Source organism: Pseudomonas sp. A-RE-22, from assembly GCF_019956035.1.
GTDB lineage: Bacteria > Pseudomonadota > Gammaproteobacteria > Pseudomonadales > Pseudomonadaceae > Aquipseudomonas > Aquipseudomonas brassicacearum.
Genome location: NZ_JAHBCZ010000022.1, coordinates 16,373 through 42,093, shown reverse-complemented (window position 1 = coordinate 42,093; position 25,721 = coordinate 16,373). Strand labels below are relative to the sequence as shown.

General features: G+C 59.1%; 24 protein-coding genes. 15 read left to right on the top strand and 9 right to left on the bottom strand.

The window, feature by feature from the left end:
• Nucleotides 1–47 precede the first annotated feature (47 nt).
• Entirely contained in the window at nt 48–1,832 is a 1,785-nt protein-coding gene (locus KGA89_RS12390) for an IlvD/Edd family dehydratase (RefSeq protein WP_223471687.1), read from the top strand.
• A 96-nt stretch (nt 1,833–1,928) separates the two neighbouring features.
• Here KGA89_RS12390 and KGA89_RS12385 read toward each other — a convergent pair whose 3' ends face one another.
• Nucleotides 1,929–2,204 (bottom strand): DUF1203 domain-containing protein, encoded by a 276-nt coding sequence (locus KGA89_RS12385; protein WP_223471686.1) that lies wholly within the window; start codon nt 2,202–2,204, stop codon nt 1,929–1,931.
• A gap of 162 nt (nt 2,205–2,366) precedes the next feature.
• On the opposite strand from KGA89_RS12385, the gene KGA89_RS12380 reads away from it, so the two are divergent.
• Both KGA89_RS12380 and KGA89_RS12375 read left to right on the top strand, forming a co-directional pair.
• Nucleotides 2,367–2,585: a tautomerase family protein gene (locus KGA89_RS12380; RefSeq protein WP_223471685.1), complete on the top strand. Its 219-nt coding sequence runs from the start codon at nt 2,367–2,369 to the stop codon at nt 2,583–2,585.
• Nucleotides 2,586–2,682: 97 nt separating this feature from the next.
• Nucleotides 2,683–3,153 carry a DoxX family protein gene (locus tag KGA89_RS12375; protein ID WP_223471684.1) on the top strand — a complete coding sequence of 157 codons (471 nt, stop codon included), beginning with the start codon at nt 2,683–2,685 and terminating at the stop codon, nt 3,151–3,153.
• 24 nt (nt 3,154–3,177) lie between these two features.
• Here KGA89_RS12375 and KGA89_RS12370 read toward each other — a convergent pair whose 3' ends face one another.
• On the bottom strand, nt 3,178–3,855 hold the full coding sequence (locus KGA89_RS12370) for a TetR/AcrR family transcriptional regulator (protein WP_003200758.1): 678 nt from the start codon (nt 3,853–3,855) through the stop codon (nt 3,178–3,180).
• 148 nt (nt 3,856–4,003) lie between these two features.
• Here KGA89_RS12370 and phlG point away from each other — a divergent pair, with 148 nt between their 5' ends.
• On the top strand, nt 4,004–4,885 hold the full coding sequence (gene phlG, locus KGA89_RS12365; protein WP_223471683.1) for a 2,4-diacetylphloroglucinol hydrolase: 882 nt from the start codon (nt 4,004–4,006) through the stop codon (nt 4,883–4,885).
• 21 nt (nt 4,886–4,906) lie between these two features.
• On the opposite strand, the gene KGA89_RS12360 is transcribed toward phlG, so the two are convergent.
• A complete protein-coding gene (locus tag KGA89_RS12360; protein WP_003200754.1) occupies nt 4,907–5,533 on the bottom strand; it encodes a TetR/AcrR family transcriptional regulator in 627 nt (208 codons plus the stop codon).
• 418 nt (nt 5,534–5,951) lie between these two features.
• Here KGA89_RS12360 and KGA89_RS12355 point away from each other — a divergent pair, with 418 nt between their 5' ends.
• The 6 genes from KGA89_RS12355 (at nt 5,952) to KGA89_RS12330 (ending at nt 12,242) form a co-directional block, all read left to right on the top strand.
• Entirely contained in the window at nt 5,952–7,034 is a 1,083-nt protein-coding gene (locus KGA89_RS12355) for a hydroxymethylglutaryl-CoA synthase (RefSeq protein WP_003200752.1), read from the top strand.
• Nucleotides 7,035–7,065: 31 nt separating this feature from the next.
• Nucleotides 7,066–8,262, top strand: coding sequence for a thiolase family protein (locus KGA89_RS12350; RefSeq protein WP_003200749.1), 1,197 nt, complete (start codon nt 7,066–7,068; stop codon nt 8,260–8,262).
• Nucleotides 8,263–8,272: 10 nt separating this feature from the next.
• On the top strand, nt 8,273–8,713 hold the full coding sequence (locus KGA89_RS12345) for a Zn-ribbon domain-containing OB-fold protein (protein ID WP_003200745.1): 441 nt from the start codon (nt 8,273–8,275) through the stop codon (nt 8,711–8,713).
• Between the two features lie 158 nt (nt 8,714–8,871).
• Nucleotides 8,872–9,921 carry a type III polyketide synthase gene (locus tag KGA89_RS12340; RefSeq protein ID WP_003200744.1) on the top strand — a complete coding sequence of 350 codons (1,050 nt, stop codon included), beginning with the start codon at nt 8,872–8,874 and terminating at the stop codon, nt 9,919–9,921.
• Nucleotides 9,922–10,053: 132 nt separating this feature from the next.
• Nucleotides 10,054–11,319 carry an MFS transporter gene (locus KGA89_RS12335; protein ID WP_223471682.1) on the top strand — a complete coding sequence of 422 codons (1,266 nt, stop codon included), beginning with the start codon at nt 10,054–10,056 and terminating at the stop codon, nt 11,317–11,319.
• Nucleotides 11,319–12,242 carry a fumarylacetoacetate hydrolase gene (locus tag KGA89_RS12330; RefSeq protein WP_028236540.1) on the top strand — a complete coding sequence of 308 codons (924 nt, stop codon included), beginning with the start codon at nt 11,319–11,321 and terminating at the stop codon, nt 12,240–12,242. Before KGA89_RS12335 ends, KGA89_RS12330 begins: the two co-directional genes overlap by 1 nt.
• A gap of 114 nt (nt 12,243–12,356) precedes the next feature.
• On the opposite strand, the gene KGA89_RS12325 is transcribed toward KGA89_RS12330, so the two are convergent.
• Complete coding sequence (locus tag KGA89_RS12325; RefSeq protein ID WP_003200736.1) at nt 12,357–14,318, bottom strand: methyl-accepting chemotaxis protein; 1,962 nt, start codon at nt 14,316–14,318, stop codon at nt 12,357–12,359.
• A 172-nt stretch (nt 14,319–14,490) separates the two neighbouring features.
• Between KGA89_RS12325 and KGA89_RS12320 the strand changes: the two genes are divergently transcribed.
• The 3 genes from KGA89_RS12320 to KGA89_RS12310 are packed head-to-tail and all read left to right on the top strand — an operon-like array spanning nt 14,491 to nt 17,412.
• Complete coding sequence (locus KGA89_RS12320; RefSeq protein WP_223471681.1) at nt 14,491–15,384, top strand: MipA/OmpV family protein; 894 nt, start codon at nt 14,491–14,493, stop codon at nt 15,382–15,384.
• Nucleotides 15,384–16,070: a response regulator transcription factor gene (locus KGA89_RS12315; protein WP_003200730.1), complete on the top strand. Its 687-nt coding sequence runs from the start codon at nt 15,384–15,386 to the stop codon at nt 16,068–16,070. Before KGA89_RS12320 ends, KGA89_RS12315 begins: the two co-directional genes overlap by 1 nt.
• A gap of 13 nt (nt 16,071–16,083) precedes the next feature.
• On the top strand, nt 16,084–17,412 hold the full coding sequence (locus KGA89_RS12310) for a sensor histidine kinase (RefSeq protein ID WP_317846354.1): 1,329 nt from the start codon (nt 16,084–16,086) through the stop codon (nt 17,410–17,412).
• A gap of 1 nt (nt 17,413) precedes the next feature.
• Here KGA89_RS12310 and KGA89_RS12305 read toward each other — a convergent pair whose 3' ends face one another.
• The 3 genes from KGA89_RS12305 to KGA89_RS12295 form a co-directional block, all read right to left on the bottom strand.
• Nucleotides 17,414–17,899: an ester cyclase gene (locus KGA89_RS12305; protein WP_032833219.1), complete on the bottom strand. Its 486-nt coding sequence runs from the start codon at nt 17,897–17,899 to the stop codon at nt 17,414–17,416.
• 64 nt (nt 17,900–17,963) lie between these two features.
• Nucleotides 17,964–19,442 (bottom strand): APC family permease, encoded by a 1,479-nt coding sequence (locus tag KGA89_RS12300; protein ID WP_038859754.1) that lies wholly within the window; start codon nt 19,440–19,442, stop codon nt 17,964–17,966.
• Nucleotides 19,443–19,528: 86 nt separating this feature from the next.
• Entirely contained in the window at nt 19,529–21,022 is a 1,494-nt protein-coding gene (locus KGA89_RS12295) for an aldehyde dehydrogenase (RefSeq protein ID WP_053187504.1), read from the bottom strand.
• 235 nt (nt 21,023–21,257) lie between these two features.
• On the opposite strand from KGA89_RS12295, the gene KGA89_RS12290 reads away from it, so the two are divergent.
• Nucleotides 21,258–21,989 carry a FadR/GntR family transcriptional regulator gene (locus tag KGA89_RS12290; protein WP_186705837.1) on the top strand — a complete coding sequence of 244 codons (732 nt, stop codon included), beginning with the start codon at nt 21,258–21,260 and terminating at the stop codon, nt 21,987–21,989.
• 107 nt (nt 21,990–22,096) lie between these two features.
• On the top strand, nt 22,097–22,840 hold the full coding sequence (locus KGA89_RS12285; RefSeq protein ID WP_013693025.1) for a cache domain-containing protein: 744 nt from the start codon (nt 22,097–22,099) through the stop codon (nt 22,838–22,840).
• Nucleotides 22,841–22,892: 52 nt separating this feature from the next.
• Here KGA89_RS12285 and KGA89_RS12280 read toward each other — a convergent pair whose 3' ends face one another.
• Together KGA89_RS12280 and KGA89_RS12275 are read right to left on the bottom strand one after the other, a co-directional pair.
• Nucleotides 22,893–24,149, bottom strand: coding sequence for an MFS transporter (locus KGA89_RS12280; protein WP_223471679.1), 1,257 nt, complete (start codon nt 24,147–24,149; stop codon nt 22,893–22,895).
• A gap of 255 nt (nt 24,150–24,404) precedes the next feature.
• Nucleotides 24,405–25,658: an OprD family porin gene (locus KGA89_RS12275; protein WP_223471678.1), complete on the bottom strand. Its 1,254-nt coding sequence runs from the start codon at nt 25,656–25,658 to the stop codon at nt 24,405–24,407.
• Nucleotides 25,659–25,721 lie beyond the last annotated feature (63 nt).

The following is a 25,721-nucleotide window of genomic DNA, read 5'->3' as shown; positions in this document are numbered from 1 at the left end:
CGCCACGACCGTGACCGATTCATCCAATTACAAGAGAGAAATGAATCATGAGTGACACGTCAAAACGCCGCCTGCGCAGCGAGCAATGGTTCAATGACCCTGCCCACGCGGACATGACCGCCCTGTATGTCGAACGCTACATGAACTACGGGATGACCCGCGAAGAGCTGCAGTCGGGACGCCCGATCATCGGCATCGCCCAGACCGGCAGCGACCTGACGCCCTGCAACCGTCATCACCTGGAACTGGCACAACGGGTCAAGGCCGGCATCCGTGATGCCGGCGGCATTCCCATGGAATTCCCGGTACACCCGATCGCCGAACAGTCGCGCCGCCCCACCGCCGCGCTGGACCGCAACCTGGCGTACCTGGGGCTGGTGGAGATTCTTCACGGTTACCCATTGGACGGCGTGGTGCTCACCACCGGCTGCGACAAGACCACCCCGGCCTGCCTGATGGCCGCGGCGACCACCGACCTGCCGGCCATTGTCCTGTCCGGCGGGCCGATGCTCGACGGCCACCACAAGGGCGAACTGATCGGCTCCGGCACCGTGCTCTGGCATGCACGCAACCTGATGGCCGCCGGCGAGATCGACTACGAAGGCTTCATGGAAATGACCACCGCGGCGTCGCCGTCGGTGGGTCACTGCAACACCATGGGCACCGCCTTGTCGATGAACGCCCTGGCCGAAGCCCTGGGCATGTCGCTGCCCGGTTGCGCGAGCATTCCGGCGCCTTATCGCGAGCGCGGGCAAATGGCTTATGCCACCGGCAAGCGCATTTGCGAACTGGTGCTGCAAGACATACGTCCGTCACAGATCATGACACGCCAGGCCTTCGAGAACGCCATCGCCGTCGCCTCGGCACTCGGCGCTTCGAGCAACTGCCCGCCGCATCTGATCGCCATCGCCCGGCACATGGGCGTCGAGCTGAGCCTGGAGGACTGGCAACGGATTGGCGAGGACGTGCCGCTGCTGGTCAATTGCATGCCGGCGGGCAAGTACCTGGGCGAAGGTTTCCATCGGGCCGGAGGCGTGCCAGCGGTCATGCATGAACTGCAAAAAGCCGGGCGCCTGCATGAAGACTGCGCCACGGTCAGCGGCAAGACCATCGGCGAAATCGTCAGCAACAGCCTGACCAGCAACACTGACGTGATCCATCCCTTCGACACTCCGCTCAAGCACCGGGCCGGCTTCATCGTGCTCAGCGGCAACTTCTTCGACAGCGCGATCATGAAGATGTCGGTGGTGGGCGAGGCGTTTCGCAAGACCTACCTGTCCGAACCCGGTGCCGAGAATAGCTTTGAAGCCCGGGCCATCGTATTCGAAGGACCGGAGGACTACCACGCGCGGATCGATGACCCGGCGCTAGACATCGACGAGCGCTGCATCCTGGTGATCCGTGGCGTTGGCACCGTGGGCTATCCCGGCAGTGCCGAAGTGGTGAACATGGCCCCTCCGGCGGCGCTGATCAAACAAGGCATCGACTCCCTGCCCTGCCTCGGTGACGGACGCCAGAGCGGCACCTCGGCGAGCCCATCGATCCTCAACATGTCCCCGGAAGCAGCTGTGGGCGGCGGCCTGGCGTTGCTGAAAACCAATGACCGGCTCAAAGTGGACCTCAATACCCGCACCGTGAACCTGCTGATCGACGACGAAGAGATGGCCCAGCGCCGCCGCGAATGGACGCCGAACATTGCGCCGTCACAGACACCCTGGCAGGAACTGTACCGGCAACTGGTGGGACAGCTTTCCACAGGGGGCTGCCTGGAGCCGGCGACGTTGCATCTGCGCGTGATCGCCCGCAGCGGCGAGCCGCGTCACTCGCACTGACAACAGCCAACTCAGTATCGCTTCCGCGCATCGGGCCGTGGAGCGATGCTCCAGGCTTGCAGGCCCGAATGCTTTCAAGCCAAGTCCTCCCCTTGCCTACACGCGATCTATCCGCCCTGAGTAACACCCCTGCTTAGCGTTGTGAACGTGGATGTAACTGACCTCGGGATTGGCAAACATCCGGCTGATCACAGGCTCTATTGCCTGTCCGTCCACCACATCGGCATCAAGCATCATCCCCTCCTCGGAAAAAGCACGCAGGGACAGTAGTCGGATGCGCATGACCTCGGGCACGTGGTTAACGGCGTCGTAAGCCTGGGGCGCCCCCTCTCGGATGAAAATGCGGCGAAAATCAAATGACACCGCATGCATCCGGAGGTTGGCACGTGAGAGCGTTCCACGGCGCCGATTGTTCTCGGTTATTGAATTCAGATGGCAACTCGGCAGGGTTTATCTCCAGGGCCCAAACAAGAAAAATGCGCGCCACGGGCTGTTCGCCCGACCCAATCTGTTTCACACCCACGGAGCAAACCGATGCCATTCGCCAACTATAAATTTCCCGAAGGAATCCTGGACCACGCCCGCAAAGAAGAGATCATCCATCGCACCACAGAGATGTTCGTCGAGTACTTCGGCGAGGGAGTTCGTCCGTTCACCATGGTGCTGGTCGAAGAGGTTGCAGACGGCGGATGGGGGCGCGCCGATGAAACGCTGACGCTGACGAAGATGGGGCTGCCTGCCAAAGGACAATAGAGCCTGAGGATATTCAAAAGACGTATCGACCCCACACCGTGTCGGGGTCGTTATCGACGTCATACATCAGTGCAAGCAACCCTGCCAAGGATTCCCCATGACAACTCAAGACCTATCATTGCTGCGCTGCGCGGTGGCCACGGTGACTGCACGAGTCGCCCGCTTCGAACCTCACCTGTACGCCTTGCTGCGGATCGTCTTCGCCGTGATCCTGTTTACCCACGGCTTGCCGAAGGTTCTGCGCACCGCCCATGGATCGATGGCTGATCCAATGAGCGCGTCGATCAACCTCATCCAGAACGTGATGGGGCTGCCTTTCGCTGCACAGCTTGCCTTCCTGGTTATGCTCCTGGAGACGGTCGGTGCGCTCATGCTGGCGATGGGGCTCGGCACGCGACTCGTCGCCCTGCTGATCGCCATTGAGATGGTTGCAATCAGCTACGCGCTGGGGCCGACATGGCCCTGGATAGATCGGGGCATCGAGTTTCCTGTGCTGATGGGTTTTCTGGCCCTCTACATCGTCGCGCGCGGCGGCGGTGCCTACTCATTGGACTTGCGCCAACGGTAGACCCCGATAACCATGGACCCCGCGTCAGCTTGCGGCGTCGTGCGCAGTCGCCGCCACTGCCTGGAGCCCACCAAGGGCATAACTCATCATGTGGTCGATCAAACCCTGCGGCTCGAGACTCAAGCCTTGCAGCACATGCTGCTTCAACGGCTGATGGGCTATAAGCAAAAAAAGACAGGGGGCGAAGACGCTGATGGCGCTGCGCAACGTTGTCGGATGATCCGCTGGCAAGTTCATGATTTGTCCAAGCAAGCCACGCAGAATGTGCGCCTTGGGAAACGATTGTTCCTTGAGCACCACCTCGAACTCGGGAGAAGGCGAAAGCACTTCGCGCGTGAGCACTTTCAGCGCCCAGCCATCCGGATGGTCGTGCAGGCGCTCGACCAACACGGTGATGAGGGCTCGTAATTTGTCTTGCGGCGACCCTGGCCGCTCGTTAAGCGAAACCAGAGTTTCCATCCGCATCAACCGAGCGTGGGCTTCGAGCAATACCGCGCGGTACAGGCCCTCTTTGTTTACGAAGTGATAATTCACCGCCGCGCTGTTGGCTTGCGAACGTTCGCAAATCTGCTTGCTGGTGGTGTTGGCCAACCCTTGTTCGGCAAACAACTCACCCGCCTTTTCCAGAATCTGCAGCCGCGTTGCCTGCCCATCGAGTCGCGAAGCACGAGGCAGGGAAGGCTTGCCAATGGCATTGTCCATGAGCTCATCTCTTTATAGTTCTAATTCAAATTTGACTTTTTATTTCAGCCTACCTATTTTGGTCCCGTCATTGTCCCTTTACAACACCACGTGAGGACTTTGCAGCCGATGCTGCGGGCTTTTCACGCACTACCAAGGAAATACCGTCATGGAAGCGCGCGTAATGACACCTTTCACCTACTTCTCATTGCCAATGCAGAAGCAGTTCCTAGCCAATCAGCGGGCCATCCAAGGCAAACCCTACGCCGACTTTTTCCGCTCGAAGATCAGCGTGCCGCTCAGTGCCGTCGAAAAGATACAGCAAGGCCCCATGCCCTTGGCTGACGCCTTGACGCCCAGCGTTGAAGACCTTAACCGCATGCTCGCCGCTGATTTCATTAGCGAAGAGGCCGGATACGCGCTGCTGCCAGGGCCGATGGCCTACGTGCAAAGCCGCAAGTTTTTCCCCGACTGCACCGCTGAGATGCTCAAGTGGTGGTTCATGTGGCATCCATTGGAGGCTGAACGCTACACCCTGTGGTTTCCTTATGCCCATGTGGAAAACCCCTGTGTTCATCACGAGCGCCTCCTGGACGATACCCTGAGCTTCGAGGAGCGCTTGTATGGCAATACCTTTTGCGCCTCCGAGTACGTCGGTGACCGCCTCATGCACCTGCACATTGATTTCAGGGCCCCCTGCGAGCTGGGCTTCTGTCCGGACCTGTACCGCGAATCCAAAATAGACGGCAGCGTCAGCGCCCTGATGAGCCTGGCCCATGAACCGCAAGTGCCGGTGTCGCTGATGGCGCACTTGTTCAAGGAATGTCCGGAGGGTTTGTACCTGACGAGCCGTTACTGGGTCGGCAGCCACCCCGCCATGCAGCGTTTTCCAGGCGCCGAGCGAGCCGCTCAGCTACTGGAAGAAAACGGTCTGGGAGAGGTTGAGCTGGAAACCCTGGCTTATGAATTTGCGGTGCATGACTTGTGTGAGTTCAACCATCTGGCCAGCATCCTGCCGAGCCTTCATGCACAATTCAGCGGCACGAAATAAGCGCATCCCCTCCCCGATAAATCAGGCTTCGGCGGCGTCTTGAACCGCCGCCGAAGTCGGACGCAATACCCCGTTCATCAGCAGTGTCGTGAACTCATTGATATCTGCCTCCACCTCCAACTGCTCGGTCAACAGCCGGTACCAGCAAAACCCAAAGATCATATCCAAGAGCAATTCACGCGACGTATCCTTGGGCAACTCGCCCTGCTGAATAGCTTTTTCCACCAGCTTGCGAGGCAACTCCCGGCGCCGCTCCATGAATTCGTCTTTCAGCTTGGGCAACGTGCTGGGATCGAGCTGGGCCTCAGCAATGACGCATCGAAAAGCCTCCCCGCAAATCGTTTCTCGCCAGACCTTCCAGAGATTGAGCAGCAAGAAATTGAGATTCTCCTTGAAAGAGCCTTTATCAGGCTCTTTGCGAATCTGCTCGCTTTCACTCTCGTAGACCTCGGCGATCAAGGCTGCCTTGTTACCCCACCACCGGTAGATTGTCGGTTTGCTCGCGCCAGCGCGGCGGGCCACCGCCTCGATGCTCAACCCCGAGTAACCGCACTCCTTAAGGGTTTCTATGGCAGAAATGATGATCGCTTTGTGCGTGTGAGGGCTCCTCAATGAGCCAATGGAGCTCCGAGATGGTTTACGGGCCATAAATCAAAATCTCCAATATGGCGCTTGACAAAAGAGACTCAGGGTATAGGATTCTCTCGAAAAGCAATGAAACGGATCGTTTCGTTTTGTATGTTTATTTGATCTCAGCTTCTGCTTAGCAGGGGGTCTCTTGAGCGCTTATTACCTCTAAATAGGGAGATATGAGAAGGAAAGTCATAAATTTTTAACGCTACCTTAACAATACGGTACGTTTCGTATCATACATAATGATTGTGCGAAAACAAACCTATTGTTCATAGGTTGACCGGTAGGTTCTGACGCTTGAACCTGCCGATTTATGGGCATGGGACCGCCATTTATCACTTTGCGAGCACCAATAGATAGTTTCTAAATATTTCATGCACCTGTCACGGCTTTCTGCCAGCAGGTGAAAGAACGGAATCTGGAGGAAGTACACATGAATAAAGTAGGAATTGTGAGCTATGGCGCGGGCATCCCGGTCTGCCGGCTCAAGGTGGACGACGTGATCCAGGTGTGGAAAAACACCGATTTGAGCTTGGTAAAGGGTCAACTGGGCGTTCTCGAAAGGGCTGTACTGCAGCCTGATGAAGACGTCATTACCTTGGGCGTCCTTGCCGCCCAACGCGCACTGGACAAAGCGCCGCCTTGTTCCCTTGAAGCGCTTTATCTTGGCACCTGCACCAATCCATATGACTCCCGGGCCTCGGCCGCGATCATCCTGGAAATGCTTGGCTGCGGCTATGACGCCTTTTGTGCTGACGTGCAGTTTGCCGGCAAATCAGGCACCAGCGCCCTTCAGATTGCATACGCCCTGGTAGCATCGGGCATGGTGGGCAACGCGTTGGCGGTGGGCGCCGATACGATCAACCGCAACACCGCCCCCGGTGATCTGACAGAGTCCTACGCCGGAGCGGGCGCCGCTGCCCTGCTGTTGGGTACAGAAAATGTGATCGCGCATTTTGACGCAAGTTTTTCTTGCGCGGCGGATGTCGCTGACAACATCAGGCCTCAAGGGGACCGCTATATCCGGTCGGGAATGGGACTGGGTTCGGACAAGAACAGCATCGGCCTTGAAGACCAGACTCGCCGTGCTGCCTCGGGATTGATGGCCAAGATCCATGCGCAGGCCGGTGATTTCGATTATGTCGTCTTTCAACAGAACCTGGTGTCGACCCCCTACTCTCTCGGCAAGCACCTGGGATTCACGACGGCGCAAATAGAACCTGGCATCTATGCCCAGAGCGTCGGCGATGCTGGGGCAGCGAGCCCTTTGCTGGGCTTGGTCAACGTCCTCGATCAAGCGCGTCCCGGCGAAAGAATCCTGGTGGTTTCCTATGGGTTTGGTGCAGGCAGCGATGCCATTGCCTTGACCGTCACCGATGCCATCGAAGCCTATCAAAAGACCAACGTTCCGCTGCGCACGCTGCTGGAGGATAAGTACTACGTGGATTACGGGACGTCGATCAAGTACGAGTTCAAATACTTGCGGCCCGACTATGCCCTGACGGCCTATCTCTGATTCCAATCCATCCAGCAAGGAGCACTTTTTTATGAGCGCACGACGCGTTGCTATCGTTTCGGCTGCCTATACCCCTAAGCCCGGCAGTTCCAGAGTTCGTCAGACTTTCAAGGAGATGATCGTCGAGTCCGCCTACCAGGCGCTCAACGCCATCAAGATGCACCCCCGCGAACTCCAGGCAGTTGCCTATGGCTACCACGGTGAAGGCATTTCTGAATACGGAGGCCTGGGCCCGACCATTTCCGATGCCCTGGGTATCAGCCCTGCCCCCACGTTCATGAGTACTGCCAACTGCACCAGCAGTTCGGTGTCGTTCCAGATGGCTCACCAAATGGTCGCCTCAGGTGAATACGACATTGTCCTGTGCGGCGGCTTTGAAAAAATGACCGATCACATCAACTACGCCGAGTACATTGGCTCCAGCACTGAATGTGAATACGATTATTTTCTCGGCATCTCACACACAGACGCCTTCGCCCTGGCGACCGCCGAATATTTTGAAAAGTTCGGTTATGCAGGACGCGAGGCGGATGTATTGGCAACGTTTGGGCGGCAGATGCGTATCTATGCCCATAACACCCCCACGGCTACCCGCTATGGCGTGCCGATTCCGTCCCTCGAAGCACTCAAGAGTAGCGAAGCATGTGGCTCGATGTTGGCCTGGGGTGAAGCCAGCGGTTGCGCCATCCTGGTTGCCGAACACCTTGCGCACCGTTACACGACCCAGCCGGTATTTATCCGTGGCTGTGCCTACACCGGCGTATCGCACTATTTCGGCACGCGCTATCACAACCCGACGTTGCAATTTCCAGGGCTGCCAAAAGATGTAGGCATGGCGGTTTCCGCCAACTCGATGGCCTGCGCCGAAATCGCCTACAAAAAAGCCGGCATCACTGCAAAGGATATCGATGTGGCGCAAGTCTACGACTTGCTGGGCGCCGGGTTGATTCAAATGGAATCCATGGGCGCATGTGGTCCAGGCCAGGCAGGCGACTTTGTATTGGAAGGCGGCATAGCCCTTGATGGGCAACTTCCCCTGAACACTGACGGCGGCAACATCGGACGCGGCCACGCCTCCGGTTGCGATGGGATTTTGCACATTACTGAATTGTTCCGACAGCTTCGCGGCGAGTCCAACAACCAAGTCAAAGGCGCCCGTATTGGCGTCTCGCAAAACCTGGGCGGGTACGCCGCGCACAACAGCGTCATTGTGCTTTCCAACGATTAAGGAGCCGACCATGTCCCTTTACCCTGAACAGATTCACCGCATGACCACCGCCAGCATGTTGCGCGAATGGCGCGAGCATGGCGGCAAATACCGTCTCGAAGGCAGCCGCTGCCAGGATTGCGAAGAAATTTTCTTCCCTCGGCGCACCGTCTGCGGCGCGTGCAATTCGTTGAATGTGGAACCGTATCGCTGCTCACGCACCGGCACGATCCAAGTCAGCGCCCATGCCGAGAATCCGATACTGGCGGCCATGGGCTATGGCGAAACCGTGCCCCGCTTCATGGCGATGGTGCGCCTGGACGATGGCCTGGTGATTGCCTCGGAAATCGTTGATGTCACCGATCCCCGGCAAGTCGTCAGCGGTGCGCCTGTGCGCATGGTTATTCGCAAACATGTCCGGGAAAGCAACTTGGCCTGGCAATATGCCTATAAGTTTGTACTGGTGAAATAACAAACCAGGCGCCCGCTACACCCCGCTCTTTCGATAACAACAGTCAAGTTTTTTGGCTCTCCAGCCCGCTGCTTTGATTCTGTCTTTCAGAGTCCTGCTTTGCAGTCATTGCCTTAAATGTGCTTCTAACTTTATTGGCTTCTCGCCGAGGACTTGTCATGTCTACTCTTTGTAAACCCAGTCTGTTGTTTCCGCAATACAAGATCACCCAGCAACAAATGATCGAGCATCTAGAGCAGTTGCATGATGATCATCCACGAATGGCACTTGCCAAACGAATGATTCAAAACACGCAGGTGAACGAACGGCACTTGGTCCTGCCTATCGATGAACTGGCGGTGCACACCGGCTTCACCCACCGCAGTATCGTTTATGAGCGCGAAGCCCGCCGCATGTCGTCCATCGCGGCGCGCCAAGCCATCGAGAATGCCGGGCTGACCATCGATGACATTCGCATGGTCGCGGTGACATCGTGCACCGGTTTCATGATGCCCTCGCTGACAGCCCACTTGATCAATGACCTGGGCCTGCGAACGTCGACCGTACAACTGCCCATCGCTCAACTGGGCTGCGTGGCAGGCGCCGCGGCGATCAATCGAGCCAATGACTTCGCCAGCCGGGCGCCGGACAACCATGTCCTCATCGTCTCCCTGGAGTTCTCATCGCTCTGCTATCAACCCCAGGACACCAAGTTGCACGCGTTCATATCAGCCGCGTTATTCGGCGATGCCGTATCGGCCTGCGTCATGCGCGCCGATGACCAGGCGCCTGGTTTCAAGATCGCCAATACCGGGTCTTACTTCCTGCCTGATAGCGAGCACTACATTAAATACGACGTTAAAGACAGCGGCTTTCATTTCACCTTGGACAAGGCTGTCATGAACTCCATTAAAGATGTCGCACCGATGATGGAGGAATTGAACTACGAGACCTTCAATCAACATTGCGCTCAAAATGACTTTTTCATCTTCCATACCGGCGGACGGAAAATTCTTGATGAACTGGTCCTGCAACTGGACTTGGAACCCGGTCGGGTCGCGCAGTCTCGCGACAGTTTGAGCGAAGCCGGGAACATCGCCAGCGTGGTGGTCTTCGATGTGCTCAAGCGCCAGTTCGACAGCGGGCTTGTCGATGGCGCGACGGGCATGCTGGCGGCCTTCGGCCCCGGCTTCACCGCTGAAATGGCCGTGGGCAAGTGGGTCGCCTGACAGACCCGATAAAACACCGGCACCCAGCCAGGGGCACACCTGTCCCTGGCTGCCGGAGTATGGATCGCAGGCGTTCACCTCGTTCGAGAGGGCTTCGAAAGCACTAGGGAAAGAAGGGGAAGGAACATGGAGATGAAGTATCTGGTCGCTCGACCTTGGGGCGGCTATGAAAGACGCATGATCACGCTTCTGTCGCTGAGCTTCGGGCTGGTAGGACTGGACAGGTTCATTATCATGCCGCTGTTCCCGGTGATCATGCGTGACTTGGCCCTGGACTATCAGGACTTGAGCATGTTGTCGGCCATCCTGGCATTTGCATGGGGAGGCTCCGCCCTGTTCATGGGCGCCGCCATCAGGGTACTGGGCCCCAAGAAGTTGCTGGTGCTGTCGATCACCCTGCTATCGCTTCTGGCCGGCGCGTCTGCATTGATCACCAGCCTGGTGGGCCTGGTGCTCTTGCGCGCCTTGATGGGCGTCTGTGAAGGTGCCTTCACTCCAGTCAGTATCATCGTCACCGACGAAGTTTCGCAGCCTTGCCGGCGCGGACTCAATCTAGGCATTCAACAGGCCTTGTTCCCCATCATTGGCCTGTGCCTCGGACCGCTGCTGGCGGGTGTCTTGCTGGAAATGTTCGGATCCTGGCGCGCCGTATTCGCCATCATTTCGTTACCCGGCCTGTTAGTGGCCTGGTACCTCTATAGAACCTACCAACCGACTCAGGCGCCCAGCGCGGTGTCGATTGCACACACCTCCAAAAGTCAGTGGAGGACGGCCCTGTCCAGCGGGAATGTACGGCTCAATATTGCCTTGATGCTTTGCATTCTGACGTGCCAGTTCGTTCTGTGCGCCCTGCTCCCCAGCTACCTGACAGACATCCTGCACCTGAGCAATTTCTCCATGGCCATGATCATTTCTGCAATTGGCCTGGGTGGTTTTTTTGGCCAACTGGTCATTCCCGGCTTGTCCGACCAACTGGGTCGCAAGCCAGTGGTTTCCATCTGCTTCATGATCAGCGCGCTGCTGGTGGGTTTATTGATCATCAGCCCACCGCTGCCCTGGCTACTGTTCCTTCAATTATTTTTCTTGTCCTTCATCAACTTCAGCCTGATCTGCATGACGGTCGGTCCACTGACCAGCGAATCAGTGCCGCCCAGTCTATTGGCCACCGCGACGGGCCTGGTGGTGGGCTGCGGAGAGATTCTTGGAGGCGGCGTCGCGCCTGTCGTCGCTGGCTACATCGCCATGACGTGGGGGCTTACCGCGATTCTGTTCCTGGCACTGGCCGGAAGTATCACGGGGGGCTTGCTGTCCTTACGGCTCAAAGAGACAAACCCGGCTTTCAACGGACTCAAGGACTACGTCCCTCAGTCCGCACGCTTGACCCTGGAGGATAAGTGATGACCCATTATGTAATGTTGCTGGACTCTCCAGTGCCGCGAGGAGGTCTTGGCGTATTTGACTTCAAGTCCGGGCAAAGCCGGGAGGTGCGCCCACCCCAGGGAAATCTTTATGAAGCCCTGGCCCATTGCGCGGATCGGAATATGGATTGGGAGTCCTATCTCAAGGACCTGCCGTCCACACCCTACCCGCTTACGCCTGCGGCGGTGAAATACCGACCGCCGCTCAAGCCCGATAACAACTTATTGGTCCAGATCAGCGAAATCACCCTCTGTACCGCCAAGACAGAACAAGCCTGGTATTACAAAGGTAACGGCCGACTGCTCAAGACCGACGGCGACCCTTTGCAGGTGCCTTATCATTCACAAAGCATCAGTAGCGAGCCGTGCATTGTCTGCCTCTATTGGGTCGACCCGTTTGGCGCGCTGCGCTTCATTGGTTTTACCCTGGGCAACGATATTCACGATCATGTATTGCACAGTCGTGACACCATTTCTTCAACGCATGCGCACTTGCGTACCTGTGCGATTGCCCCGGCATTGATCGTGGGGGAATTGCAGGCTGACTTGGCCATCAATGTCCAGATAGAACGCGACGGCCAACCCTTGACGGCAAGTCACCACCGGATGAGTTTGCATCGCTGGCAGAGTTTGCGCCGATACTCGGAAGAGTTCCTGGAGAAACATGAGCAGTTTCTCGAGCCTGGGCTGGTTCATTACGTGTTTCACAGCTTGAGCCATCGCACCGCGAATGTGCCGCTCCAACACGGTGACTGGCTCAGCATTGACTGCCCCGAGCTGGAATTGGCCATGAGCAATCAAATCGTCGAAGAGGAATTGGTTTCGCTGGTGCCCTTGCCTGCGCGACGCGCACCTGACCATGGCTGTATTGACCGGCCCCTGCCCGTACCGAAAAAGTTCTGATCCCGAAACGTATGGAACAAATCCGGGCCTTTTCGTTAAAGGCCCGGGCTACGTTGGCTGAAGCATCATCACGACGACACTGTTCTACCACACCGTCACAAATACCGCGGCAACCTAAGCCACCTTGAAACGACTGACCAACTGTTGCTGGTACTCGGCCAGGCGCGCGAGTTCCTGGCTGGTGATTGCCGTCTGCTCGGCACCGGCGCTCACCTGGATTACCAGATCATTGATCTCGTTCACATTGCGATTGATGTCCTCGGACACCGCGCTCTGCTCTTCAGCAGCGGAGGCGATCTGAATGTTGCGGTCGCTGATCGTCGCCACGCCTTCGGCGATCTCCACCAACAACTCGCCCGCTCGCTCGACTTTGCTCGCGCCATCCTGGGCCTTGCCCAAGGTCTGCTGCATGGACAGGGCCGCACGATCGGAGCCGGCCTGCAGGTTGCTGATCATCTGTTGAATGTTGCCCGTGGACTCTTGGGTCTTTTGCGCCAGGGTGCGCACCTCGGACGCGACCACTGCAAACCCGCGACCATGGTCACCAGCTCGCGCCGCTTCGATGGCCGCATTGAGCGCAAGCAGATTGGTCTGTTCGGCAATGCCGCGAATCACGTCGAGCACCGAGGAAATGGCGTCGCTTTCCAGCTTGAGATCACCAATGATCCCCGCGGTCTCTTCGGCTTGCGCGGACAATTGGCGAATCAAGCCGATGGTACTTTCGATCTCCACCCGACCTTGAGCCGTACTGATATTGACCTGTTGCGACATGTGCGCAGCGTCGTTGGTACTTTGCGCCACCTCGCGCACCGTGGCGCTCATCTGATTGATCGCGGTGGCCACCAGCTCAGTGCCTTGGCGCTGCTGCTCGACACTCTCACTGGTCTGGACCGTCACCGTGGAAGACTCTTGCGCCGCGGTTGCCACTTGCGCCGTGGCATTGCCGATTTCCTGCACGACCCCGCTGATCTCTTGCGCCATGCGGTTGAGGTTTCGCGAGATCTGGCCGAACTCATCCCGGCCGTCATAGGTGGCCCTGGCAGTGAGATCACGCTGGGCCAAGTCATTCAGGACGCGGTTCACATCGCGCACCGCCGAATCGATCATGCGGATGATCACATACGACAGCACCGTCACCGCAAGCAATGCCACGACGACCGCGCCAATGGTCAGCCACAATGCACGGTTTGCTTCATCGCGCTCATGTGTCGCCAGGCGACTGACGCTTTCACCCAGGGCTTGTTCCACCTGGCTCATCATGTCGATGCGTTGAGTGGAGAGTTCAAACCAGGCCTCGGGCTTGATGCCCAGCGGCTGCCCCAATGGCACCTCGAATGCCAGGCGTTGCAACTTGTCGACTGCAACCGCAGCGGGTTTCAGCATTTGATCAGTCAGTTGTTGAAGTAATCCTGGCTGGGCCTTGCGACGGAACCCGTCGGAATAAGCGGAGAACTCGCCGAGATTGCGGCTAAAGCGTGACAATAACGTCTCATCGAAATGGTCCTGGCTGAACACCAGACCGAGTACCACCCGTTCACGTCCGGCCCGCTCTTTCATCTCGATAAACTGATTAAGGGCACCGAGCGCATGGACAATGGTGGCGTTGTTGATCGTTGCTTCCAGAGAGTGGGTGTAACCCATGAGCGTTTGAATGATCTCGGTATAACGAACACCCGACTCGGTGCTGCTAATACTCAACTTATCAACTTGCCCGCGAATGGTGGGCAACGCGTCCAATGCCCGCAGGACATTGTCCAATTGCGTGCTTCCCGACGCAGACAACCGGCGCACCACCTCGACCGAGGTATTGGCATCCTGGCGCGCCTGGGACATCCGTTCACCCATGGACTTGCCGCCACTGCCCAGGAAGACCCCACTGGCTCCGCGCTCGCGCTGCAATACGGTAATCAGTTGACTCAACTTCTGCGCCGTGGCGCTGGCAGTCACCGTGGTGTTCATATCGCGTAGTGTCTTGTAGTTATCCACTACAAAGACCCCGGCCAAGGTGAGAAACCCCAATAAGGGAAGTAGCAGTATCAATAAAAGTTTCAGACGCAGCGGTGCATTCCTGAGCATTTCCGTTCAAGCCTCATATCATACTGAATTAGTGATGCGTGAACTTATTGTAAAACCGCTGTTATACACGCTGATCCTGAACGATCTTAACGCAATACCAAATGGCCATCACGCCTGATATTGCACTGCTTGGCACTTATATCCGCCCGGGGGGCTGGAATTTGTATTTGCCTTGATCAAGATCAAGCATTCGACAAATAACGGTAAGTATTCGGTAAGAGAAAGTTCTCGACGATGGGCGTGCATTCATCCTGTCCTGTTGGAGAACTCAATGCCTTTGCGCTTAGCCGTTTCGACAATCCCGAGTGTGTTCCTGCTCGCCGTGGCCATTTCAGCAATGGCCGCACAGGCGGCCGAGTCTGATAACGCCGAACCGTCTTCGTCCTGGGGACTGGGGGTCGGCGCATTAAGCAGCCAGCAGCCCTATACCGGCATCGATCGTGACAACAAGGCGATACCGCTGATCTACTTCGAGAACGAATACCTATGGGTGTTCGGCCCAAACGCCGAGGTCAAGCTGTCACAACTCGAGATCGGCGACACCCAGCAAATCGATTTCAGCCTCATGGGCCAGTACGACTTCAGTGGCTACGACGCTGACGACGCGCGGGTCTTCGATGGCATGAGCGACCGCAAAAGCAGCTTCTGGGCGGGGGCCAAAGTGGAGTGGCACACCGGTCTGGTGGACGTGCGCGCCGAGTGCCTGTCGGAGGTGTCGGGCAACAGCAAGGGGCAGCGCTTCAACGTGGGCCTGGAGCGGACCTGGCGGGTCGGCGAACACATCACGCTCACACCCCAAGTCACGGCGATGTGGCAGGACAAAAAATACGTCGATTATTATTTTGGCGTGCGCGACAGTGAGGCCCGCATCGATCGTGCGGCCTATGATGGCAAGTCTGCCCTCAATACCGAATTTGGCGTCCGGGGAAACTACATGTTCGATAAACACCACGCCCTGTTCCTCGATATCAAAGCGACGAGCCTCGCCAGTGAGATCAAGGACAGCCCGCTGGTAGACAGCTCTACCGAAAACAGCGCGCTGTTAGGCTACCTGTACCGCTTCTGATGAGCCGAATTCTGCTGGTCGAGGACCACGAACGATTGGCGCACCTGGTCTGCACGGGCCTGGCGAATGCGGGGATCGCCGTCGATGTGATCAACCGCATGGATGGCGCGTGGTCGGCCATCCAGCGTGTGCCCTACCAGGCGCTGATCCTCGATCGCGGGTTGCCGGACGGCGACGGGCTCGTCCTGTTGAAGCGTCTGCGCAGCGCCGGGCTAGGCATCCCGTGCCTGGTGCTCACGGCGCGGGATGCCCTGCATGATCGGGTACAGGGGCTCGATGCCGGCGCGGATGACTATCTGCCCAAGCCCTTTGCCATGGATGAAATGGTCGCGCGCGTGCGAGCGTTGCTGCGCCGCCCCGTGGACTGTCGCCCACTGGCGCCCAGCCATGGCGACCTGAGCCTGCAACCCGACACCGGCAGCATGTGGTGTGCCAATGAAAGCATTGCCCTGGCGCCAGCGGAAATGCAGATCATGTTGCTGCTGTTGCGCAAACCTGGGGAGATCGTCCGCCGTCAGACGATAGAGGCAGCAGGCTGGGGCTTGAGCGAGGCGGTCACGCCGAACGCCCTGGACGTGGCCCTTCACCGTATCCGCCGCAAGCTGCTTGCCATCGGTTCCCGCCAACGCATTGTCAACTTGCGAGGTCTTGGTTATGCGCTGCGCCAGGTCGACGTGGCTGAGTAGCCTCAGATTCAAAGTGTTGCTGGCCTATATTGCTGGCGTGGCGCTGAGCATCCTGCTGATCGTATTGACGGCGCTGGCCCTGGTCACCTCCCAGAGCGACATCCTGCTGGTCATGAACATGGCCGAACGCACCCAGGAGCTGGCGGAGAAACTCCAGTTCGATCCTGCCGGCCGCCCGGTCGGATTCGATCGCAGCGAGGCCGATCGAATCTGGACCTATGAAAGCATGCCGCAAGACATCGGATACCGCGTGCTGGACGCCTCGGCAAACGTGGTCCTGACGTCCACCGAAGCAACCTTCTGGCCTGCAAGCACCGCGGTGCGTCCTTCAGAGCACGAACCGTTCAAGTTCGAGCGCCAGGGCATCCTGATGTATGGCGCCACCGCGCCGGTCGAACACGACGGCAAGACCTGGTTCCTGCAACTTGCCGTCAGCGAACGGCTGATGGACCTCTTCCATGGTGCATTCGCGTTGCCATTCATGGGCGCCGGTATCGTCCTGTTCAGCCTGGTGCTGCTCTTCGTCTTTGCCGCCTGTGCCTATATCACCCTGGGCTATACGCTCAGACCCTTGCGCGAGGTGTCCGAGTCGGCCGCGGCCATTTCGCCTCGTTCCCTGCATTCACGCTTGCAGGTCACCAGCGTACCGTCCGAAGTCGTGCCGCTGGTGGACAGTTTCAATCGGGTCCTCCAGCGCCTGGAACATGGCTACCGGACCCAACAGGAGTTTCTAGCAACCGCGGCCCACGAGCTCAAGACACCGCTGGCGCTGATACGCGCGCAAATCGAATTGATGGAGGACAGCCACGATCGCAACGCGCTGCTCAACGATGTCGCTCACATGACCCGTCAAGTCCAGCAACTGCTGCTCCTGACCGAAGCCAGTGAGGCCCGGAACTACCTGTTTGCCGAGGTCGAACTGGCCGATGTCGCGAGGGACGCCAGCAACTATTTGCAGCGCATGGCCGAAGCCGCCGAGGTACGCCTGGTGCTGGCGCAGAACGCTGCCTCTGCTGACCCATGGCAGGCGGATCGCAGCGCCCTCTTCACCTTGTTGAAGAACCTGCTGGAAAACGCCATCCAACACGCCCCTCGGGGCACAGAGATTCGAGTGGACATCGGCGCGGATCACCTGAGCGTACGAGACTGGGGCCCCGGGGTGGAGCGGGAGCAACTGCCACACCTGTTCATTCGCTTCTGGCGCGGAGCCCATCGCCGCGACCATGGCGCCGGCCTGGGCTTGACGATCTGCCAGGAAATCGCCCAGGCCCACGGCTGGACGCTCTCGGCCAGGAGAGCCGAGCCTGGTTTGTTGCTACAGCTCTCGCGGCGGGAACATTGATCTACCAGCCGAGCTGCTTGTTGAAACCCAGGGCGTCATAGTAGTCGTGCTGCGTGATAATCTTGCCCTCCTTGAGCCGGATGAAACTCACCCCCTTGAAGCTGAGGGGGCGCTGGGTGGCCGGCGTCTCGGTGCTCCAAGGCCCGGTATTGTGTCCCTTGAATTCCCATTCGAAGGCAATGCTTTCACCGTTGACGATCGGCTCGCCCAGCATCGTCCATTGCAGATCCGGCACTGCGTGCATGAACACTTCGATCACCTGGGTCTTGGCATTTTCCCGGCCGACCTGCGGTGTCCCCACCGAGGCGTCGAGGAACTCGCCGTCCTCGGTGAAGTACTTCGCCGCAGCCTCCGCATCGCGAGCGTTCCAAGCTTTCATATAGTCATGGATCACACCCAGGGTATCGTTTTGACTGGCTGCCAGAACCCCATGGCTGGCCAGAATCAGGAGCAACCCAAACAGCATCGAATGGATTCGAGACGTCATAGCGTTCACCCTTTTCTCATCAGAGGATTTGCCTGCCGCGCCCGGCGGCAGGCCGTCATGTCGCTTAGGTTTTTTTCCAGGCATCGGAAGCCGGGGCGGTACCTTTCTCGTAGGGGCGAAACAGGACCATGTAGACGAGGCCGACGAAGATCACGATGGCGCCAACCAACACGATGCCGTAGTTCACATACCACGGCGCGTCTGGCATACGCGGCCAGGACATATTGACGATGGCGAACAAGCCATAGCAGAGCGCAGCGATGTTCACCGGCCAGCCCCAACGTCCCAAGGTGAACTGGCCATTGGGTGTCCAGCCCCGGAGACGGGCGTACATCACACCCCCGACGATCATCTGGAATGCCAGGTAGATACCGATGGCGGCAAAACTCACCACCAGCGCGATGGCGTTCTGAAGATAGAAACCGACACACACGATGATCGCCGGCAGCACCCCGCAGACCATCAGGGCGGCGGTCGGCACATGGGTGGCCGGGGAGATTTTCTTCAGCACGCCACTGCCCATGAGCATCTCGTCTCGGGCGTAGGCATACAACAAGCGGCTGGCGGATGCCTGCAAGCTCAGCACACAGGAAACGAACGAAACCGTGATCACCGCCATGACCACCCGCGACATGACCGGACCGAACGCCGCGCCGAATATCGTGGCCATGGGGTCCTTGTCCTGGCCGGAAACAACGGCGGCAATATCAGGCACGGCCAGGATCAAGGCTAGGGCGGCAAAGATCGACGCGGCACCGCCGATCCAGATCGTCATTCGCATGGCCTTGGGGACTTGGCGGCTGGGATTGGGCGTTTCCTCGGCCACATCGCCGCACGCTTCAAAACCGTAGTAAAGGAACATCCCGGCCAGTGATGCGGCCAGGAAGGCCGGCCAGTACTCCCCATCGATGGAGATATCGAACGTGTCGAACAACACGCTCAAGGACTGGTGACGCTCAAAAATCAGCAAATAGCCGCCGATCAACAACGCCCCGACCAGCTCACACAGAAAGCCGAACATAGCCACCCGCGCCAGCAGCTTGGTGCCGCTCAGGTTCAAGACCGTCGCAGTAGCGGTCAGGACCAGCGCGACCAAGGTATTGGTGACCGGCGACGGCTCGAAACCCAGCAGGTTGGCAATGTAGGGACCGGCGCCCAGGGCTACGGCAGCAATGGTCACGCACAGGGAGATGGCGTAGATCCAGCCGACCATCCAGGCCCATTTTTTCCCCACCAGGCGACGGGCCCACGGATAGACACCGCCGGAGATGGGATATTGGGACACCACTTCGCAAAAAATCAGGCACACCAGCATTTGCCCGAACCCCACCAGCAGGTAGGACCAGAACATGGGCGGCCCGCCCGTTGCCAGGCACAGGCCGAACAATGTGTAGACGCCGACTACCGGCGATAGGTAGGTGAACCCGAGGGCAAAGTTCTGCCACAGGCTCATGCTACGTTCGAAACTCGAGGTGTACCCGAGGGCACGGAGTTGCTCCGCGTCCTGGTCCACGGCTGCCGTGGAGCTTATTGAGCTGTTCATTGCGCCATCCTTCAAAAAGGAATTCGTTGAGTAAGCGTCAAGCAGGCAGAACCATTCCACCCGTAACGTGGTTCACCAGAAATGCCTCAGAGCTGTATCCAGGTGGCCTTGATCTCGGTGTATTTATCGAAGGCATGCAGGGATTTGTCGCGGCCATTACCGGACTGCTTGTAGCCACCGAACGGAGCCATCATGTCGCCGCCGTCATACAGGTTGACCCAGACACTTCCGGCGCGAAGTGCGCGGGCCATGGTGTGGGCGCGCGACAGGTTGGCCGTCCAGACGGCTGCAGCCAGCCCGTAAGGCGTGTCGTTGGCGATGCGCACCGCATCCTCGGCTTCGTCGAATTCGATCACCGACAGCACCGGGCCGAAAATCTCTTCCCGGGCAATTGTCATCGAGTTGCTGACATTGTCGAACAGTGTCGGCTCCACGTAGCTGCCGCCGGTTTGCTCCAATGCCACGCGCCCTCCCAGCAACAACTGGGCGCCTTGATCCTGTCCTTGCCGAATGTGTTGCAACACCCCTTCCAGGTGGCGCGCGTCCACCAGCGCACCGACATTGGTGTCGGGATCCAGCGGATGGCCTGGCTTCCAGCCTTTTAAAGCCTCGACCACCATCGGCACGAAGTGCGCCTTGATGGAAGCCTGGACGAGCAAACGTGAACCGGCGGTGCACACCTCGCCCTGGTTGAAAGCAATGGCGGCCGCTGCCGCTTCGGCGGCTGCCTGTAGATCTGGGGCATCTGCGAAGACAATGTTCGGACTCTTCCCCCCCGCCTCCAGCCAAACCCGCTTCATGTTCGACTCGCCCGCATACACGAGAAGTTGCTTGGCCACTCGGGTGGAACCGGTAAACGCCAGCGCATCAACGTCACCGTGCAAGGCCAGGGCCTTGCCCACCGTGTGTCCATAGCCTGGCAGCACATTGAGCACACCGACCGGCAACCCTGCTTCCAGGGCAATCTGTGCGATACGAATAGCCGTCAGCGGCGAACGCTCTGAAGGCTTGAGAATCACCGAGTTGCCGGTCGCCAATGCCGGCCCCAATTTCCACGAAGCCATCATCAACGGGAAATTCCACGGCACGATGGCAGCGACCACCCCGACCGGCTCCCGCGTCACCAGCCCGAGCTGATCTACCGCCGTCGCGGCCACCTCATCGTAGATCTTGTCGATGGCCTCCCCGCACCAGCGAATGCTATCGATGGCGCCGGGCAGGTCGACCGCCAGCGAGTCGGCGATCGGTTTGCCCATGTCCAGCGTTTCCAGCAGTGCCAGCTCTTCGGCGTGAGACTGCAAGAGGTCGGAAAAACGCAGCATGACCGCCTTGCGCACTGCCGGTGCCTGACGCGACCAAACGCCGGAGTCGAATGCCGCCCGGGCGCTGGTCACGGCCAGCTCGGCGTCCGCGGCATCGCAACTTGCAACCAGGCCCAACAATCGCCCGTCCACAGGACTCACGCATTCAAAGGTAGCGCCTGAACTGGCAGGCCTGTATCGCCCGTCGATAAAGGCACGGCCCTCGATGTCCAGCGCCTTGGCTCTGGCTTCCCACTCTGCTCGGGTCAAGTGACTCATGATTGAAGTGCTCCTGGGTTCGGATGAATGCGATCTCGGCTCGCTTAAACATATGGAACCATATCTTTTAGCCCATGAGAACCCCAGGGAAACCAAATTCAGCCAGGTTTTTTTGACTTAAACGCCTTTCCACCCCTAGAATTCCGCGCCAATGGCCCCTGAAAATGCCTTTGAACTATGAAATAGAATTTTTTGAGTCCAGGCGTCGACGACGCCGCCAATGAATGAAACGACCATGAGCCCTACATCAAGTCTCATACGCCTCAATCAGGAAGGGAAAACGGAATCCGTCACCCGCCGCCTGGTTGAAATGATTGACCTGGGGTTGCTGGTCGAAGGTGAACAGCTCCCCAGCGAAAGTACCCTGGCCACCCAACTCGGCGTCGCCACGGTCACCCTGCGCGATGCGCTGGCTGCCTTGCGAGAGCGCGGGGTCATCGAAACCCGGCGTGGACGCAACGGCGGCAGCTTTATCTGCGCCGCCCCACAAACCACCGATCAGGCGTTGTTCGATCAATTGCGTGAAATGAGCACGCTTGAGTTGCGTGACCTGGCCGACGAGCACGCAGCCATTTCAGGCGCCGCCGCCCGCTTGGCAGCCCAACGCGCCGGCCCTGAGCAACATGCGCGGCTGGGTGGCTACATCGATGCGCTGGCCAAGGCACAAGAACGTCTGGAGCGCCGACGTGCCGACGCCAGGTTCCACATCGAAATTGCCGTGGCGTCGCAGTCGGTACGGCTGACCCACAGCGAGGCCCGCTTGCAGGCGGAACTGGGGGAGTTGTTATGGTTGCCATTTGATGAGCAACCGGATCCCCAAGTGATCGAGCGGGAACACAGGGCGATTCTGGAGGCCATCATTGCGAACGATGCCAATCTGGCAGGGGCACTGGCCGAAGCCCATGTTGCTCGCGGCGTCCGGCGTTTGACCGCCATACGCTTGCAGCAGATGGCGCAAGATGCCTGATGACTGGAACAGAACTTGCTCAACAACTGACTCCAAACACCGCCCGACAGCCTGTCCGTGTCGCCAGCAAACACCGCACTGTCCCTTCCGAGGCATGAGTTAGAGCCATGGATAACGAAATGTCAGCAAATGGGTTATCCCAATGCGCAACGTTGATCAACGCTTCCATTGGTAACGTCTTCAAGGGTCTCAACGACCTGGGCGCCCAGGTATCGAGCATTTGGGAACGGCAACGGTGCAAGACCAGGCGCCCCAATCAACGCGACCTCAAGCCATTGTTGGCTGGCGTCCGGCAGATCCTTGACTCCGAGAGTCTCAAGTTTCATGGCGCTGGCGTGGTTTTCGCCCCTGGTGAGCTGGAAGATTGCGAGATGCACCTGCAGTGGTGGTGCCGGACCCAGAACGAACAAGTCCAGCCTTTGCAACTGAATCTCGATAGCCGCAGCGATCGTTTCTACGATTACCTGCACATGCCTTGGTACACCCGTCCGCAGCAGACTCGCCAGCCCTCCATAGACGGGCCTTTTGTCGACTTGTATGGCACCGAGCAGTACATCGTTGCCTTCTCCGTGCCGATTTTTTTCGATGATCGCTTCATTGGCGTTGCCGCCGCCGACATCTCCCTGCACTCGTTGGAACCCTTGCTCGTGCGCAGCCTGATGAGAGTCAGCAATGAAGCGCTGTTGCTCAATGCCGAAGGTCGAGTATTGGCAGCTAATACGGCGAGCTGGTTGGCCGGTGATTTGATACGAGGCGTGCTGAACCAGGACATGGACCAAGGGCGCGTTTTGAGCCTCATCGACACCTCGTCCTATTGGAGTGTCGTGGAACGGCCGGTACCCAGGCTCTGATTGCCGGTCGCCATCGCGAGCAAGCTCGCTCACGCATAGGTGATACGCAGGCTCAGGCGACCCCGCCGTCAGCGACCGTAAGCGTGTCGGCCTGTGGAACGCGGCTTGGCCGGAACGTTTCGGGCATTGCCAGCAACAGACCGAACGCCAACGCGGCAATCGCCGCCAGGGTCAGGAACGCCGCGCTGTAGCCAGCCCCTTGCACCACAAAGCCGGCCAGGCTGTTACTCAACGCCGCGCCGAACCCGAACACCGTCGACAGCACCCCGAGGCTGACGTTGAAACGCCCGGTGCCCTGGGTCAGGTCTTTGACCACCAGTGGAAACAGCGCGCCAAACAGCCCGGCACCGATCCCATCGAGCAACTGCACCACCACCAACCAATAGGGGTCATCCGAGAGCACGTACAACACCCCTCGAATGGGCAGGATCAGGAAGCCGGCCAGCAACAACGGCTTGCGTCCCCAGGCATCGGCCTTGACGCCGACCAGCCACGCCATGGGCACCATGACCAGTTGCGCCGCGACGATACAGGCCGACGTCAGCGGCGTGGCCAGGTGGGCATTGGCCTGGGCGAGCTTCTGGCTGACCAGCGGGAGCATCGCCGCGTTCGCCAGGTGAAACAGCCCGCAGCAGATGGCGAACAACAGCAGCGTGCGGTTATCCAGCAACACGCGCAGCGCCGAGGGCGTCGGCCCCTGCACCGGTTGACCGGCCTCCAGGCCCCGGGCCACGTCATGGTCGATGGCCTCGGCGGACACGCAACTGACCGCCACGATGCTGGCCAATGCCATCGCGGCCATCAGGTAGAACACCGCAATGGGACCGAACAGCCAGGCGAACCCACCCGCCAGCAGCGCTGCGCAGGCATTGCCCGCGTGGTTGAATGTCTCGTTGCGCCCAGTGCGCCGCGTAAACGCCTTGGCGCCAGTAATGCCCAGGGAGATGGCCGCAATGGCCGGCGCGAAGACCGACGCCGCCACGGCGCCGAGCGCCTGGGTCAGCGCCACCAGGCCGAAGGAAGACGTGAACGGTAGCACCAGGCAACCCAGCGTCACCATCAAGGCAGCCACGGCCACCACGGCACGTTTGCTGCGCACCCGGTCGATCAGCGCTCCGGCGGGCGCCTGGGCGACGAGCCCGGCCATAGCGGCCACCGTCATCACCACGCCAATGCTGGCAGGGTCCCAGCGATGCACCGCCAGCAGGTAGATCGCCAGGTAAGGACCCAGCCCATCGCGTACATCCGCGAGGAAAAAATTCAGGCCATCCAGGGAAAGCTTGTTACGTCGGTCTCGGTTGCGATCCATAGCGGCCTCGACGGGCATTGCCCCAAAGAAAATTGCCGCCATGATGTCGCAAAGAATCGAACCGGGCCACCGTGATGAGCGCGGGCCCCTTTCCCTGTGGGAGCGAGCTTGCTCGCGATGGCGGACCATCAGCCAACGATGATGCTGGATCTGACACCGTCATCGCGAGCAAGCTCGCTCCCACATGGGTTGTTGGGTTGGATGCGTGCCCTGGGGGCACGCTACGCCAAGGCGCCGGCCGTCGCGCACGGCGTCCTACCAAAGCGCGATATCGTAGGTGAAATAGATCCGGTTGCTGTCACGGCCACGGGAAAAGTCCGAGCGATAGACGTAGTTGCGCATCTTCACCCCCAGCCCCTTGAACGTACCCTGCTGCACCACGTAGGCGATCTCTGCGTCACGCTCCCACTCTTTGACGGTGGTATTGGACTTGCCGTCGTTGCCGCTCAGGTAGCGGGTGGAAAATGTCAGGCCGGGCACACCGAGGCGAGCGAAGTCGTAGCCATAACCGAGCATCCAGGTCTTCTCGTCTTCCTCGATGAACTTGCCGATCCCGACGTTGCTGAAGGAGTACACCGTGGCGCCGCTGACATAAGGCAGGCCCGCCTCGCCGCTGAGGGTTTGATAGCCGGCGCTCAGTGTATGGCCGCCAACGGCGTAGGACAGCGATCCGCTGAGCATGTCGTTGTCGATCTTGCCACCGTAGGCCGAACCCGAATCGACGCTGTTGAAGTAGCGCAGGTCGCTGGTCAATACCCCAGCGCCCAAGGGCAGATCATGCTGGATACCGGCAAAATTCTGTCGATAGAAATTCTCCAGCTCGCCATGGAAGTAGCTCAGGCGGATGTTTTTGCCCAACTTGTAGTCGGCACCGGCATAGCTGAAGTCACCGGACTTATCGCCGCCGTAGCCATCGGGCACGATGGGCATGCTGTCGCTCGAATCGCGCAGTTTGAAACGCTCCAGATACCCGCCGGTGATGGTGAGGTTGTCGATGTCAGTGCTGCTGATCTGGGTGCCCTGGTAAGTCTGGGGCAACAGCCGCGCATCGTTGTAGACCAGCACCGGAGTCTTGGGCAGCAACGTGCCGTATTTGAGCGTGGTCTTGGCCACCCTGGCCTTGGCGGTCATCCCTGCGCTGGCAAACTCGTCGGCGGCGCGACCGTCGTCATGCACCGGTAGCAGGCCGGTGCCGCTGCGACCACGCCCGGAGTCGAGCTTGACCCCGAGCAGGCCCAGGGCGTCGACCCCGAAGCCGATGGTGCCCGGCGTAAAGCCTGACTGGTAATCCAGCAGGAAGCCCTGGGCCCATTCGGTGCGCTCACTCTTGGCGGTCCTCGCCGCCCGTGCGCTCATCCCGTGCTCGTCGCGAAAATTTTCGTTGAAGTAGACGTTGCGCAATTGCAGCTTGAGTTTGCTGTCGTCGATGAAACCTTCGGCACTGGCCGAGGCCAGGGGCAACAGCCCAAGGATTGGAAACAAAGCCCCGCGGGTAAGCAAAGTGGTCATGTCGAGCTACTCGTTGTTGTTATTTGGCGTGCAAGCCAGCGCACACCCGCTTGCGCAGGCGTG

Excerpts from the sequence above, each read along its gene's own strand:
- KGA89_RS12285 (WP_013693025.1), top strand. The coding sequence starts at position 22,097 with ATGGATAACGAAATGTCAGCAAATGGGTTATCCCAATGCGCAACGTTG.
- KGA89_RS12305 (WP_032833219.1), bottom strand. The coding sequence starts at position 17,899 with ATGACGTCTCGAATCCATTCGATGCTGTTTGGGTTGCTCCTGATTCTG.
- KGA89_RS12360 (WP_003200754.1), bottom strand. The coding sequence starts at position 5,533 with ATGGCCCGTAAACCATCTCGGAGCTCCATTGGCTCATTGAGGAGCCCT.
- KGA89_RS12385 (WP_223471686.1), bottom strand. The coding sequence starts at position 2,204 with ATGCATGCGGTGTCATTTGATTTTCGCCGCATTTTCATCCGAGAGGGG.
- KGA89_RS12375 (WP_223471684.1), top strand. The coding sequence starts at position 2,683 with ATGACAACTCAAGACCTATCATTGCTGCGCTGCGCGGTGGCCACGGTG.
- KGA89_RS12350 (WP_003200749.1), top strand. The coding sequence starts at position 7,066 with ATGAGCGCACGACGCGTTGCTATCGTTTCGGCTGCCTATACCCCTAAG.
- KGA89_RS12335 (WP_223471682.1), top strand. The coding sequence starts at position 10,054 with ATGAAGTATCTGGTCGCTCGACCTTGGGGCGGCTATGAAAGACGCATG.
- KGA89_RS12300 (WP_038859754.1), bottom strand. The coding sequence starts at position 19,442 with ATGAACAGCTCAATAAGCTCCACGGCAGCCGTGGACCAGGACGCGGAG.
- KGA89_RS12370 (WP_003200758.1), bottom strand. The coding sequence starts at position 3,855 with ATGGACAATGCCATTGGCAAGCCTTCCCTGCCTCGTGCTTCGCGACTC.
- KGA89_RS12275 (WP_223471678.1), bottom strand. The coding sequence starts at position 25,658 with ATGACCACTTTGCTTACCCGCGGGGCTTTGTTTCCAATCCTTGGGCTG.
- KGA89_RS12340 (WP_003200744.1), top strand. The coding sequence starts at position 8,872 with ATGTCTACTCTTTGTAAACCCAGTCTGTTGTTTCCGCAATACAAGATC.
- KGA89_RS12330 (WP_028236540.1), top strand. The coding sequence starts at position 11,319 with ATGACCCATTATGTAATGTTGCTGGACTCTCCAGTGCCGCGAGGAGGT.
- KGA89_RS12390 (WP_223471687.1), top strand. The coding sequence starts at position 48 with ATGAGTGACACGTCAAAACGCCGCCTGCGCAGCGAGCAATGGTTCAAT.
- KGA89_RS12295 (WP_053187504.1), bottom strand. The coding sequence starts at position 21,022 with ATGAGTCACTTGACCCGAGCAGAGTGGGAAGCCAGAGCCAAGGCGCTG.
- KGA89_RS12355 (WP_003200752.1), top strand. The coding sequence starts at position 5,952 with ATGAATAAAGTAGGAATTGTGAGCTATGGCGCGGGCATCCCGGTCTGC.
- KGA89_RS12380 (WP_223471685.1), top strand. The coding sequence starts at position 2,367 with ATGCCATTCGCCAACTATAAATTTCCCGAAGGAATCCTGGACCACGCC.
- KGA89_RS12280 (WP_223471679.1), bottom strand. The coding sequence starts at position 24,149 with ATGGATCGCAACCGAGACCGACGTAACAAGCTTTCCCTGGATGGCCTG.
- phlG (WP_223471683.1), top strand. The coding sequence starts at position 4,004 with ATGGAAGCGCGCGTAATGACACCTTTCACCTACTTCTCATTGCCAATG.
- KGA89_RS12345 (WP_003200745.1), top strand. The coding sequence starts at position 8,273 with ATGTCCCTTTACCCTGAACAGATTCACCGCATGACCACCGCCAGCATG.
- KGA89_RS12325 (WP_003200736.1), bottom strand. The coding sequence starts at position 14,318 with ATGCTCAGGAATGCACCGCTGCGTCTGAAACTTTTATTGATACTGCTA.
- KGA89_RS12315 (WP_003200730.1), top strand. The coding sequence starts at position 15,384 with ATGAGCCGAATTCTGCTGGTCGAGGACCACGAACGATTGGCGCACCTG.
- KGA89_RS12290 (WP_186705837.1), top strand. The coding sequence starts at position 21,258 with ATGAGCCCTACATCAAGTCTCATACGCCTCAATCAGGAAGGGAAAACG.